Here is a 14,702-nt window from a genome sequence, read left to right on the forward strand (position 1 = left end):
AGGTCACCGGTTCCCGGTATGTGCCGGGCGCGGACCGGCTGCCCATCGGCAGGCCCATCTGGAACAGCCAGGTCTACGTCCTGGACGCGGCGCTGTGCCCCGTCGCCCCCGGCGTCGCCGGTGAGCTGTATCTTGCGGGAACGGGACTCGCCCGGGGCTACCTCGGGCGGACCCCGCTGACGGCGGACCGGTTCGTGGCCTGCCCCTACGGTCCTCCCGGGACACGGATGTACCGCACCGGAGACCTGGCACGGTGGACCGAGGACGGCCAGGTCGAGTACATCGGGCGGATCGACTTCCAGGTCAAACTCCGCGGCCAGCGCATCGAGTTGAGCGAGATCGAACAGGTGCTGACCGGGCATCCGGACGTCGCGCACGCGGCCGTCATCGTGCGCGAGAACGAGCACGGCGACAAGCGCCTGGTGGTCTATGCCGTGCCCGGCGGCGAGGCGGGCCCCGACGGGCTCGACGTCGCGGCCCTGACGGAACTGCTCGGGGAGAGCCTGCCGGAGTACATGATCCCTTCGGCGATCGTGCCGATCGCCGAACTCCCCACCACGGCCAGCGGAAAACTCGACCGGGCAGCTCTCCCCGACCCCGATCGGACGTCCGCGGCGGCCGGACGCGGACCGCGTGACCACGACGAAGAAGTCCTCTGCCGGATGTTCGCCGAGCTGCTCGGGGTGGAGCAGGTCGGTATCGACATCGACTTCTTCGCCCACGGTGGGCATTCCCTGCTGGCCACCCGGCTGGTCGGCCGGATCCGCAACGAGTTCGACGTCGACGTGAAGGTCACGACGATCTTCCGCCACCCGACCGTCGCCGAGTTGGCGGGCCGACTGGCCGAGCTGGCCCCGTCGACCCGCCCCCGGGTGCGGCAGATGACCGTTTAGGAGAAGCGTCGATGATCCCGTTGTCCTTCGCCCAGCGCCGGCTGTGGTTCCTCCACCGTCTGGAAGGCCCGTCCGCCACCTACAACATCCCGTTCGTACTGCGCCTCGAGGGGCAGCTGGACACCGCGGCGCTGGCCGCGGCGGTGCACGACGTCGCGACCCGGCACGAGAGCCTGCGCACCCTGATCCTGGAAAACACCGACGGAACGCCCGAACAGCACATCCTGCCGCCGGAAGAGGCCCGCTTCCCCCTCCCGGTCGTCGACGTGGGCGCGGACGCGCTCGACGCCGCTATGGACGACGCCGTCGACGCGGCATTCGACCTGGGCGCGGAGCTTCCCCTGCGGGCGACCGTGCTGCGGACCGCCCCGCACGAGCACGTGGTGGTGTTCGTCTTCCACCACATCGCCGCGGACGGCGCGTCGATGGCGCCGTTCCTGCGCGACCTGCTGGCGGCGTTCGCCGCTCGACGGCAGGGGAGCGCACCCGCCTGGGAGCCGCTGCCGGTGCAGTACAAGGACTACACGCTGTGGCAGCGGCAGATGCTGGGCGAGGAGACCGACCCGGACAGCGTCGTCGCGGAACAACTCGCCTACTGGCGTGAACAGTTGGCCGGAGCTCCGCAGCCCGTGCAGCTGCCTCTCGACCGGCCGCGGCCCACGTCGGCCAGCCGCCGCGGAGGCCATGTCGACGTCGAACTCGAACCGGAGCTCGTCGCGGCAATCGGCAAGCTGGCCGCCGACCACGGCGCGACGGCACCCATGGTCGCCCAGGCCGCACTCGCCGTGCTGCTGCACCATCTCGGCGCCGGCAACGACGTGACCATCGGCAGCCCCATCGAGGGACGCGCCGACGAGCAACTCGAGGAACTGGTCGGGTTCTTCGCCAACACCTGGGTACTGCGCGTCGGCCTGTCCCACAACCCGACGTTCAGCGGTCTGCTGGAACAGGTCCGGGACCGCGCCATGGGCGCCTACGACAACCAGGACATCCCCTTCGAGCACCTGGTCGAACTGCTCAACCCCGACCGCAGCACCGCCTACCAGCCGCTGTTCCAGGTGATGCTGGCCTGGCAGTTCGGGTGGTCGCGTCCCGAGGTGCCGGGGCTGCGCGTCACCCCCGTGCCGCTGGGCACCAGGACCGCGAAGTTCGACCTGTTCTTCAACATCGTCCCGGACCCGTCCGGGCACGCCTACCTGCGCCTCGAATACGCGACCGACCTCTTCGACCACGCCACGGCCGAAGAGTTCGTCGACCGCTTCGGGACCGTGCTGCGGCAGGTCGCCGCCGATCCGAGGACACGGATCGGCAAGGTCGACATCCTCAGTGCCGCCGAACGGGACCGGCTGACACGGCTCAACGACACGGCCACGCCGGTGCGCCCGGCGACGGTGCCGGAGCTGGTGGCCGCCCAGGCCGAGCGCACGCCGGGGGCGACCGCCGTGGTGTCGGGCCGCACCCGGCTGTCGTACGGAGAGCTGGACATCCGCGCGGGCCGGCTCGCCGCGATCCTGCGCGACCACGGGATCGGACCGGACACCCTGGTGGCCGTGGCCCTGCCGCGCACGGCGGAGCTGGCCGTCGCGCTCCTGGCCGTGCTCAAGGCCGGCGGCGCCTACCTCCCGATCGACCCCGCCCACCCGTCCGCACGCGTCGATCTCCTCCTCGGCGCGGCCGATCCCGCGCTGGTCCTCACCGACCGCGGGACGGCGGGGATCGTGGCCGGGGTGAGGCACCCGGTCCTGCACCTCGACGACCTCGATCTCGACCTCGACGGCCCCGTCGCCGAGGTGTCCGCGGTGGGCACCGGACCGGACCATCTCGCCTACGTGATGTTCACCTCCGGCTCCACCGGAACGCCCAAGGGCGTCGCCATCACCCACGCCGGTGTGGTCAACGGCGTACAGGACCTGCGGCGGCGCACACAGGTCGGGGCGGGCTCCCGGATGCTCGCCGCGACCTCGGTCAACTTCGACGTCTCCGTGTTCGAGATGTTCACCGCGCTGACCTCCGGGGCGAGCATCGAGATCGTCCGGGACGTCCTCGAACTCACCGAACGCGACAGCTGGTCGGGCACCACCGTCAGCGCCGTTCCCGCCGTGTTCTCAGCACTCCTCGACCGGATCGCCGACGACGGCACCGACGGCCCCGGCATCGACGTGGACACCGTGGTGTTCGCGGGGGAGACGCTCTCCTGCGACCTGGTGCGCAGGGTGCACGAAGTCCTCCCCGGCACCCGTGTCATGAACGCCTACGGGCAGACCGAGAGCTTCTACGCGTCCACGTTCACGGTGCCGCGGCCCTGGCACGAGACCGGAGCGGTGCCGATCGGTGACCCGCTGGCCAATATGCGCGCCCATGTGCTGGGCCCGGAGCTGGCACCGGTCCCGGCGGGGGTGGTCGGTGAGCTGTACGTGGCCGGCCACACAGCCCGCGGCTACCACCGCGACGGCGCCGCCACCGCGGAGCGCTTCGTCGCCTGCCCCTTCGGCCCGCCCGGCACCCGGATGTACCGCACCGGTGACCTGGCCCGGTGGGACGCCGACGGCCGCCTGACGTACGCGGGACGCGCCGACCACCAGATCAAGGTGAACGGCATCCGGGTCGAGCCGACCGAGATCGAGGCGGTGCTCGCCCGGCACCCCGCGGTGGGCCGCGCCGTCGTCACCGTCCGCGAGGACCGCACCGACGGCGCACGCCTCGTCGGCTACGTCACGCAGACGGCCGGTGACGCCGACATCAACCACACCGTCTCGGTGCCGGAACTGCGGCGGTTCGCCATGAAGCGGCTGCCGGAGTACATGGTGCCCGCCCACCTGATGGTGCTCGACGAACTGCCGCTGACGGCGAACGGGAAACTGGACCGGCAGGCCCTGCCGGAGCCGGAGTTCTCCGCGGCGCACTACCGGGCGCCGCGCAGCGACGTGGAGCGGATCCTGGCAGAGGTGTACGCAGATGTGCTTGACGTGCGGCAGGTGGGCATCGACGACGAGTTCTTCGCCGTCGGCGGCGACAGCATCCGCTCCATCCAGGTCGTCGCCCGGGCCAGGAACCGCGGGATCACCATCAGCACGCGGGAGATCTTCGAGCACCGTACGGTCGCGCGGCTGGCGGAACTGGTCGAAGGACGGGACGACGGCGCACGCGTGACGCTGGACGAGCTGCCCGGCGGCGGCGTCGGCTGGGCCCCGCTCCCGCCGACCGCGGCGCATGTCCTGTCGCTGGGCGGCGGCATCGGACGGTTCTGCATGTCCGCCCTACTGTCCCTGCCCGCAGACATCAACCGGGCGGATCTCGTCGCGACCCTGCAGACCGTCCTTGACCGGCACGACGTACTGCGTGCCCGCCTCGACCGGGAGCGCCCAGGGCTGCGGATCGCACCAGCCGGCAGCCTCGGCGCCGACGCACTGGTACGGGAACTGCCCCACGAGGGCGCCGATGTACGGGCCGAGCTGGACGCCGCCGCAGGCCGGCTGGATCCGGACGCCGGTGTCATGGTGCAGGGCGTGTGGTTCACCTCCGGCACGGACGGGGGCCGCCTGTTGCTCGTGCTGCACCACCTGGTCGTCGACGGAGTGTCCTGGCGGATCCTCGTCCCGGAGCTGGTGGACGCGTGGCGGCGGATCCGCGACGGGCGTCCACCGGCGGCCGCAGTGGCCGGCACCTCGTTCCGCCGCTGGGCGCACGCCCTGGCCGAGCAGGCGGCCGTCCCCGAGCGGGTGGCGGAACTACCAGTGTGGCAGGAGATCCTGCGCGCGGACGAACCGGTGCTCGGCACACGGGAACTCGACCGGGCGCGCGATGTCGCCGCCACGGTGGACACCGTGCGCGTCCGGGTGCCGGCCGAGGTGACGCAGACCGTGCTGACCGAACTGCCCCGGGTGTTCCGCGGCGGTGTCGACGACGGACTGCTGGCCGCGCTGGCCCTGGCCCTGACCCGGTGGCGTCAGGAGCGGGGAGTGCCGGGCACCTCGTCGCTGGTCCGTCTGGAGGGGCACGGACGCGAGGAGCACGTGGTGCCCGGCGCGGACCTGTCGAGCACGGCCGGATGGTTCACCGCGATGTTCCCGATGCGGCTGGACCTGGCCGGCATTGACGTCGCGGACGCGTTCGCCGGCGGCCCGGCGGCCGGCCGAGCGGTCAAGGCCGTCAAGGAGCAGCTGCGCGCCGTGCCGGACCACGGACTCGGCTACGGCCTGCTGCGCCACCTCAATCCCGACACCGCCCCGCGACTGGCGGGACAGCGGGAACCGCAGATCGGTTTCAACTACCTCGGCAAGAGCTCCCGCGCCGACCTGCCCACAGAACTCCGCAGCCGGGGCTGGGCCGCCGATACCACGGACCCGGAGCTGATCGCCGCACCGGACCGGGACATGCCCGTCCTGTCGGCACTGGAGATCAACGCGGTGGCGCTCGCCACCCCCGACGGTGACGAGCTAACCGCCCGCTTCGGGTTCCCGACCGGTGTGCTCGACCGCGACCAGGTGAGCGAGCTGGCCGAGCTGTGGGTGCGGGCACTGACCGCACTGGCCCGTCACCTCACGACCTCCGACGCCGGCGGACTGACCCCCGGCGACGCCCCGCTGGTGTCCGTGCGACAGGAGGAGATCGACACCTGGGAGACGTCCCTCGGCAAGCTGTCCCACGTGTGGCCGATGACCCCGGCGCAGTCCGGGATCCTGTTCCACTCCAGGATGGCCGGGTCCTCCTACGACCCGTACCACATCCAGATGGTGTTCCGGCTCTCCAGACGGGTCGACCCGGAGCGGATACGCCGGGCGGGCCAGGCACTGCTGGACCGTCATCCCGGCCTCCGGGCGGCGTTCGTCAACCGGGCCGACGGAGACGTCGTGCAGGTGGTGCCGGAGACGGTGACCCTGCCATGGCAGTATCTCGACCTGAGTGCGGCCGACGAGGCGGAACGTACGGAGACGTTCGAGCGCTTCCTCGTGCGGGACCGGGCCGACCACTTCGACCCGAGCGTCCCCCCGCTCTTCCGGCTCGCCCTGGCCGACTTCGACGCCGAGCACGCCGAACTCGTGCTGACCGCCCACCACATGCTGTTCGACGGCTGGTCCACCCCCCTGCTGATCCGGGACCTGCTGCTGCTCTACGCCTCCGACGGGGCCCCGTCGGAGCTGCCGCCGGCCGGCGACTACAGCCGGTTCCTCGGCTGGCTCACCCGGCAGGACCGGGGCGAGGCCGCCCGCGTGTGGGCGGTTGAGCTGGAGGGACTCGAGGGGCCCACCCTGATCGCTCCCGAAGCGACCGGTGTGACCGGCAGCGGCCGGGAACAGGTCGACATCACGCTGTCGGCCGACGAGGCCCGGAACCTAAAGCGGTGCGCCGCCGAGGCGGGCGTCACCGTCAACAGCCTGGTCCAGGGGGCCTGGGCGCTGCTGCTCGGCCGGCTCACCGGCCGCCGGGACGTCGTCTTCGGTGCCACGGTCTCCGGGCGTCCGCCTGCGGTGGCGGACGTCGAGTCGATGGTCGGGCTGTTCCTCAACACCGTTCCGGTGCGCGTCGGTTACGCACCCGGCGACACCGTGGCGGAGGTTCTGACCCGGTTGCAGCGCAGGCAGGCCGTCCTCGCGGAGTACCACCACCATGGGCTGGCCGAGATCCAGCAGGCCACCGGCCTCCAGTCCCTCTTCGACACGCTGGTGGTCTTCGAGTCCTACCCCGTCGACCGCGAGGGGCTCACCGCCGCGAGCGAGGCCGCGGACGGCGTCACCATCACCGGCTTCCGGCCGTTCGCGGGCAACAACTACCCGCTGTGCCTGGCCGCGGCAATCGGATCACACCTCGAACTCGTCCTCCAGTACACGCCGGGGGTCATCGACCGCGACATGGGGGAGCGGCTGGCCGCCCAGCTCGTCCGGATCCTTCGGCAGCTGGCGCGGGGACTGGACCTCAAGGTCGCGCAGCTCGACGTCCTGGAGCCGGCCGAGCGCGCGTGGATGCTGGCCGCGTGCGGCGAACGGACCGCCCCGACCACGGACGCCACGCTGACCGGCCTCGTCGGGGCACACGTCGCACGGACCCCGGACGCGGTCGCCGTCGTCGCCGGTGACGAGTCCCTCACGTACGCGGAGCTGGACGCCCGGGCGGAACGGCTCGCGACCGAGCTGGCCGCCCGCGGAGTGGCGCCCGAGACCGTGGTGAGCGTGGTGCTGCCCCGCACCACCATGGTCGTGGCCCTCCTCGGCGTGCTCAAGGCGGGCGGCGCCTATCTGCCGGTGGACCCGTCCTTCGCCCGCAGCCGCCTTCCGCACATCCTCCCCGGCGCCCGGCCCCACCTCGTGCTCGTGGACCGCACCACCCACGACCTCGTGCCCGCCACGGACATCCCGGTCCTCGTCCTCGACGACCTGGACCTGCGCCCCACCACGCCGAGTGCCGCGGCCGCGGGGGAGTCCGCCGCCCGGCCGGTCGCCGGCCCCGAGAACCTCGCCTTCGTCGTCTACACCTCCGGTTCCACCGGAGTGCCCAAAGGCGTGGGCATCACGCACGTCACCGTCGTCAACGCCGTCGCCACCCTCGTCGCGCACGCCGGGATGACCACCGGTCAGCGCGTCCTGCTCGCCGCCTCGTTCGGCTTCGACGTCGCCACCTTCGAGCTGTTCGCCGCGCTCACCACCGGAGGCAGCGCCGAGATCGTGCGCGACGTGCTGGAGCTCGCCGACCGGGACACCTGGGACGTCGACGTCGTCTGCTCGGTGCCGTCGGCCTTCGCGGAACTCGTCGATCAGCTCGCCGGCCGAATCCGGCCGACCGCGCTGAACATCTCCGGCGAGGTGCTCACCCCCGCGCTCGCCGAGCGGGTGCGCACGCTCTGGCCGGACGCCCGCGTCATCAACAGCTACGGCCCCAGCGAGACCTTCTACGCGACCGCGCACCTGCTGCGCCCGGAGCAGTCCTACGCCACCGATGTGCCCATCGGCAGGCCCTTCCCGGGCGTGCGGGCCTACATCCTCGGGCCCGACCTGGCTCTGCTGCCCCCGGGGACACCGGGCGAGCTGTACCTCGCCGGAGCCGGGCGGGGCTATCAGGGGCGGGCCGCGATGACCGCCGACCGCTTCGTCGCCGATCCCTACGGTCCGCCCGGCTCGCGCATGTACCGCACCGGTGACCTGGCGAGCCTCTCGCGCGACGGCGAGCTGCACCACCACGGCCGTATCGACACCCAGGTCAAGATCCGCGGATACCGCGTCGAACCCGGCGAGGTGGAAGCCGCCCTGACGGACCACCCCCGCGTCGCCCAGGCCGCCGTCGTGGCCCGGGAGAGCGGCGGCGCCCGATACCTTGCCGCGTACCTCGTGCCCGCCCGGGACGAGACCGCTCCGGACCTGGCCGAACTCCGGGATCACCTGGCGGAGCGGGTGCCCGACTACATGGTCCCCGCGGCCTGCGTGGCGCTCGACCGGCTGCCCCTGTCGCCCAACGGCAAGCTCGACCACGGCGCCCTGCCCGTCCCGGACTTCACTCCCACCGCGCCCTTCCGGGCGCCCCGCACCCCCCGTGAGAAGGCGCTGGCCGCGCTGTTCGCCGAGGTTCTCGGCGTGCACCGGGTGGGCGTCGACGACGGGTTCTTCGTACTCGGCGGCCACTCCCTGCTCGCAACCCGCCTGATCACCCGCGCTCGCGCCGAGCTGGGGATCGAGATTCCCATTCGCAAGATCTTCGACCTGCCGACCGTGTCCGCGCTCGCCGCGTGGTCGGAGAAGTCGGACATTCCCGTTCGCCCCAGTATGCGCAAGATGACTGTAGAGGAGTGACCCAGTGATACCCCTGTCGTACGCACAACGCCGCATGTGGGTGAATCACCAACTGGAGGGCGGGGCGGAGACCTACAACATCACCCCGACGTTCCGGCTGACCGGGCCACTGGACCACGCCGCTCTCACCGCGGCGATCGGGGACGTCGTCAACCGGCACGAGATCCTGCGTACCACCTATGTGACAGACGAGAACGACGAGCCCCACCAGCGGATCCACCCGGCGGGCGAGGCGTTGGTACCGGTGCCGGTGGTCGACGTGGCCCCCGAGGACCTGACCGCCGCGGTGGACGAGGTCATCGCGCACCACTTCGACCTGGCGGCCGAGCTCCCATTGCGCGTCAGCCTCTTCCGCTGCTCGCCCGAGGAACACTTCCTCGTCCTGGTGATCCACCACATCGCCACTGACGGCGTTTCCGGCGCCCCGCTCGCACGGGACCTGACCGCCGCGTACTCCGCGCGGCTCGACGGCCGGGCGCCGCAGTGGGAACCGCTGGCCGTCCAGTACAAGGACTACGCGCTGTGGCAGCGCGAGTTGCTCGGTGACGTGGCGGACCCGGACAGCCTCGCCGCGAGGCAGGCCGCCTACTGGCGCGCGGAGCTGGACGGGGTGCCCCAGCCGCTGACGCTGCCGCTCGACCGCCCGCGCCCCGCGGACCGCAGCCGGCACGGCGACAAGGTCGACATCGCCGTGGAACCCCAGGTCGCTGCCCGTCTGCAGGCGCTGGCCGACGAACGCGGGATGACCATGGCGATGGTCATGCAGGCCGCGCTCGCGGTACTGCTGCGCAAGCTCGGCGCCGAGGAGGACGTGACGATCGGCAACCCGATCGCCGGACGGACCGACGAGGCGCTCGCCGACCTCATCGGCTTCTTCGTCAACACCCAGGTGCTCCGGACGAACCTCTCAGGTGATCCGTCATTCGACGAGCTGCTCGCGCAGGTGCGCGACAAGACGCTCGCGGCCTACGAACACCAGGACGTACCCTTCGAGTTGTTGGTCGAGCTCATCAACCCCGAGCGCTCCACGTCCTACCTGCCGCTGTTCCAGGTGGTGTTCGCCTGGCAGAACTTCCCGAAGCAGCAACTCGAGTTCCGTGGGCTCACGGCGCAGTTCGAGCAGCACATCGCATCGACCTCCATGTTCGACCTGTTCTTCAGCGTGGCCATGGACGAGGCCGGCGCGGTGCGCGGCGACCTCGTGTACGCGACCCAGCTGTTCGACCGGGACACGGCCGAGGCCATCGCCGCCCAGTACACGCGCGTACTGGAGCAGTTGGCGGTGGATCCGTCGTTGGCGGTGAGTGGTGTCGATGTGCTGGGGGCCGAGGAGCGGGAGCGTTTGGTGGGGGAGGCCAATGACACGGCGCATGCCGTGGAGTGGGTCTCGTTGCCGGAGGCGTTCGAGGCGCAGGTGGCGCGGACGCCGGAGCGGGTGGCGGTGGTGGGTGAGCATGAGTCGTTGACGTACGGGGAGTTCAATGCGCGGGCCAATCGGCTGGCGCATTGGCTGCTGGAGCGGGGTGCGGGGCCCGAGCGGGTGGTCGCGGTGCGGATTCCGCGGTCCGTGGACATGATGGTGGCGGTCTATGCGGTGGTGAAGGCGGGGGCGGCGTATCTGCCGTTGGACACCGGGCTGCCGGAGGAGCGGCTGCGGCGGATGACGGAGGGCGCCCGGCCGTTGCTGGTGCTGGGCGAGGATCTTCCGGACACGGCGGAGTATCCGGTGACGGATCCCGAGCGGGTGTTGTGGCCGGACAGTGCGGCGTATGTGATGTACACGTCTGGTTCGACGGGTGGGCCCAAGGGTGTGCTGGTGTCGCACCGGTCGATCATGAACCGGATCCGGTGGGGGTTGTCGCATGTCGCGGTGACGGCCGAGGACCGGATGCTTTTGAGCACCACGGCCGGGTTCGACGCGTCGGTGCCGGAGTTGTTTGCTGTGCTGCAGGTGGGCGGGGCGGTGGTGGTGGCGCGGCCGGACGGGCGGCGGGATCCGGGATATCTGGCGGAGTTGATCCGGCGGGAGGGGGTCACGGGCGCGGACTTTGTGCCCTCGCTCCTGGAGGCGTTCGTGGCCGAGCCGGCGGCGCGGCAGTGCGGCAGTCTGCGGTGGATCGAGGTCGCCGGTGAGGCCTTCCCTCCCGCGCTGGCCAACAGCGTCGTCGAGCTGCTGCCCGGTTGCGAGGTCCACAACCTCTACGGTCCCACCGAGGCGACGGTCGAGGTCACCGGTTCCCGGTATGTGCCGGGCGCGGACCGGCTGCCCATCGGCAGGCCCATCTGGAACAGCCAGGTCTACGTCCTGGACGCGGCGCTGCGACCCGTCCCGCCCGGCGTCAACGGCGAGTTGTACCTGGCCGGTGCGTGCCTGGCGCGCGGGTACCTGGGACACCCCGAACTGACGGCGGAGCGGTTCGTGGCCTGCCCCCACGGCGAGCCCGGCGGACGCATGTACCGCACCGGGGACCTGGCACGGTGGACCAAGGACGGCCAGGTCGAGTACATCGGACGGACCGACTTCCAGGTCAAACTCCGCGGCCAGCGCATCGAGTTGAGCGAGATCGAACAGGTGCTGACCGGGCATCCGGACGTCGCGCAGGCGGCCGTCATCGTGCGCGAGAACGAGCACGGCGACAAGCGCCTGGTGGGGTATGTGGTACCTGACCGGGGTGCCGACCTCGACGCCGCCGAGCTGCCCGAGTACGTACGGGGCAGGCTCCCGGACTACATGGCGCCGGCGGTCGTGGTCTCCCTGGCGGAGCTCCCGCTGACCCCGGCCGGCAAACTCGACCGGAACGCGCTCCCCTCGGAGTACGAGACCCTCCCGGACAGCGGGGAGCCGCGCAACGCCCACGAGGAGAAGCTCTGTGCCCTCTTCGGTGAGCTGCTGGGAGTGGAGAAGGTCGGCATCGACGACGACTTCTTCGTGCTCGGCGGACACTCCCTCATGGCCACCCGGCTCAGCGCCCGCATCCGCAAGCAGTTCGGGGTCGACATGCCGGTGCGGACCATCGTCCGGTACCCCACCGTGGCCGAACTGGCCGCGCTCGTCCTCACCGGCGGCATCCCCACCGAGGACGTCGATCCCTACGCCGTCGTCCTGCCCCTGCACGACGACCCCGGGACCGGCAAGTCCCCGGTGTGGTTCGTGCACGGCGGCGGCGGCCTCGGCTGGGTGTTCTTCTCCTTCGCGCCGTACGTACGGGACCGGGCGGCCTACGCCCTGCAGTCCCGGGGCTGGAACGGCACCGACCCGGTGGCGGGGTCGGTGCAGGAGATGGTCGACGACTACCTGGCCCGGATACTCGAGACCCAGCCGGAGGGGCCCTACAACCTGATCGGCTGGTCCTTCGGCGGCCCGATCGCACACGCCCTCGCGGAGGCCCTGGAGCGCCAGGGCCACCAGGTCGCCCTCATGGCCGTCCTGGACGCCATGCCGTCGAGCGGATTCAAGGAACTCTCCGGCAGGGAGGAGAACGCCTTCCGCAAGGAAGTCGCGGAGTTCCTCGGGGAGTTCATGAACACCGGGAACATGGACCACCTGCTGGACACCATGGGGAAGGTGGGCGCCAACAACCGTGTTCTCATGAAGGACTACGACTCCCCGGTCTACGGCGGAGACATGCTGTACTTCCACGCGAAACAGGGCCGGGACTGGGGCTCGTACGCCTTCCACTGGAAACAGCACGTCCTCGGCTCGATCGAGGAATTCGACGTGGACGCCTCGCACGAGTACCTGCACATGCCCAAGCCCGCCGGTCAGATCATGCAGGTCATCGCCGGCCGGCTGGACTGACGACGGGAGTGCTCGACGTGACGGAAACTTCCACAGCGGCCGCCGCGGGCCAGAGCGGGACCGCGCTGGTGTGCGTGCCGTTCGCGGGGGCAGGACCCTCGTTCTTCCACCCCTGGCGGGCACTCTCCGGCGGCCGGTGCCGCGTGGTCCCTGTCGAACTCCCCGGCAGGGAGCGCCGCATCCTGGAAACGCCGCACCGGAACGTGTCCGAGGCGGCCGAGCACTGTGTCGAGGACGTCGTCACCGGCCTCGGCGGCAGTGATCGGGTCGTCCTCTTCGGCCACAGCCTGGGAGCCGTGCTCGCCTACGAGCTCGCCCATCTGCTGACGACCCGCCATGTCCCCGTCGAACGGCTGGTCGTCAGCGGTTCGCCGGGGCCGTGGACGCAGCGGGAGAGACGGGCGACGGGCCTGCCGGAGGACGAGTTCCTCGCCCGGGTCGAGGAGTTCGCGGGCTTCAGGCACGAAGCCCTGGACCACCCCGAGATGCGCGAACTGATCCTCCCCACACTGCGGGCCGACTGCGAGATGCACGAGAACTACGTTCCGAGCAGCGACGCACTGCTGACGGTTCCCATCTGCTCACTGCGCGGAAGCTCTGACGGCCTTGTGGCAGCTGACCAGGCGCAGGAGTGGCAGAAGGCGACCACAGGGGAGTTCAGCTACGCGGAGTTCCCGGGCGACCACATGTATCTGGTCGACAGTGCTCCGGAGATCCTCGAACTGATCGCGGCACAGACCGCCGGCGGGCGCTGACTCACCGCCCGCCTCACGAAAGGAAGTGGACGCATGACGGAGTCCCGCCCTCACTCCCGCGACCAGGGAGTGAGGGAAACGGACAAGCCGATCGTCAGCCTTCTGGCCCCCGAGTTCGAGGACGATCCCGTGGGGTCCCTGGCCCGCTTGCGGGAGCGCTCACCCCTGGTACGCGTCGGATATCCCGGTGGGCAGCGCGTGTGGCTGATGACGCGCAGTGAAGAGATCAAGTCCGTGCTGAGCGACCCGCGCTTCGTCGTGGACGCCGGCAAGGTGCCGGGGCATGAAGGTCCCAGCATCACGGAACTGATGCTCTCCTCCCTCGACCTCTCGGACGAGCTGCGCGAATCCTTCGGGGCGAATCTGGCGCTGGAGGACGGCAAGGACCACGCACGGCTGCGGCGCATGCTCGCGCCGGCGTTCACCATGCGGCGTCTCAAGGCGCTGCGGCCCGGGATCGAGGAGATGTCCGCGGGGCTGCTCGACGCGCTGGTCCAGAAGGGATCCGGTGATCTGCTCCACGAGTACGCCGCCCCCCTGACCAGTGGGGTCATCTGCGAGCTCATCGGGATAGACCGGGCCGACCAGCCCCAGATCCGGAAGTGGATGGGCGAGTACGCCAACGCCGACGCCGACTTCACCACCAGCCTCCAGGGCTTGTGCACGTACACCAAGGGGCTCATCGAGCGGCGCCGGGCCGAACCGGTGGACGACATGATCTCCACCCTGGTGCACGCGGTGGACAAGGAGGGCGTCGGGCTCAGCGAAGCCGACATCACCTCCCTGGTGGTGAATCTGGTGAACGCCGGATACCACGCCATGAACGACTTCATCCTCAACGCGATCCTGCTGCTGCAGGACAACCCGGATCAGCTGGCCCTGCTGCGCGCGAGGCCCGACCTGCTGCCCCACGCCATGGACGAACTGATGCGGGTGGTGCCCTCCATCCCGAACGCCGGTCCGCGGTACGCGACCCAGGACATGGAGGTCGGCGGGGTCCCGATCTGCAAGGGCGACGCCCTGACGGGCTCCCTCCACTCCGCCAACTTCGACCCGCGCCACTTCCCCCGGCCCGAACAGTGCGACGTGGAACGGGTACCGAAGCCGGGCGAGGGCCACCTCTCCTTCGGGTCGGGGCCGCACCGCTGCATCGGCGCGGCACTGTCCAACCTCGAGGGCGAGGTGGCCCTCGATCACCTGCTGCTGCGGCGTGACGGCCTGGAACTCGCCGTGCGGCGCAGCGCGTTGCGGTACCGGGAGATCATCCCCGGCGGCGCCCGGCTGCTCACCTCGTTCCCGGTGCGCCTGTAGGAATCGCTTCGCCCCGCCGGGCTGCCGCCCGGCGGGGCGACCGGTTCGACACCCGCACCTACCCCCTACGGCAACGTCGGGGGGGGCCCCCCCCCCCCCCCGCGGGGGCCGGCCGCCGGTGCGGGTGGGGGGGGGGGGGGAGGGTTTGGGGTCACGACCCCCCCCG

General features: G+C 71.0%; 5 protein-coding genes. All 5 read left to right on the plus strand.

Annotated features, from left to right (window positions below; all coding sequences use genetic code 11):
* Positions 1-893 (plus strand): phosphopantetheine-binding protein (locus tag ACIBBD_RS38535; RefSeq protein ID WP_399424651.1); only part of this gene is annotated, 893 nt, incomplete at its 5' end.
* An 11-nt stretch (positions 894-904) separates the two neighbouring features.
* Positions 905-8,671: an amino acid adenylation domain-containing protein gene (locus tag ACIBBD_RS38540; RefSeq protein WP_399424653.1), complete on the plus strand. Its 7,767-nt coding sequence runs from the start codon at positions 905-907 to the stop codon at positions 8,669-8,671.
* Between the two features lie 4 nt (positions 8,672-8,675).
* Positions 8,676-12,470, plus strand: a complete 3,795-nt coding sequence (locus tag ACIBBD_RS38545; protein ID WP_399424654.1) for an amino acid adenylation domain-containing protein — start codon at positions 8,676-8,678, stop codon at positions 12,468-12,470.
* A 17-nt stretch (positions 12,471-12,487) separates the two neighbouring features.
* The gene (locus ACIBBD_RS38550; protein ID WP_399424655.1) at positions 12,488-13,225 is read left to right on the plus strand and encodes a thioesterase II family protein; all 738 of its coding nucleotides are present in this window, start codon (positions 12,488-12,490) and stop codon (positions 13,223-13,225) included.
* Positions 13,226-13,258: 33 nt separating this feature from the next.
* A complete protein-coding gene (locus ACIBBD_RS38555; RefSeq protein ID WP_399424657.1) occupies positions 13,259-14,536 on the plus strand; it encodes a cytochrome P450 in 1,278 nt (425 codons plus the stop codon).
* The last annotated feature ends 166 nt before the right edge of the window (positions 14,537-14,702 follow it).

The sequence above is a fragment of the Streptomyces sp. NPDC051315 genome, from assembly GCF_044455165.1.
In the GTDB taxonomy this organism is placed as follows: Bacteria; Actinomycetota; Actinomycetes; order Streptomycetales; family Streptomycetaceae; genus Streptomyces.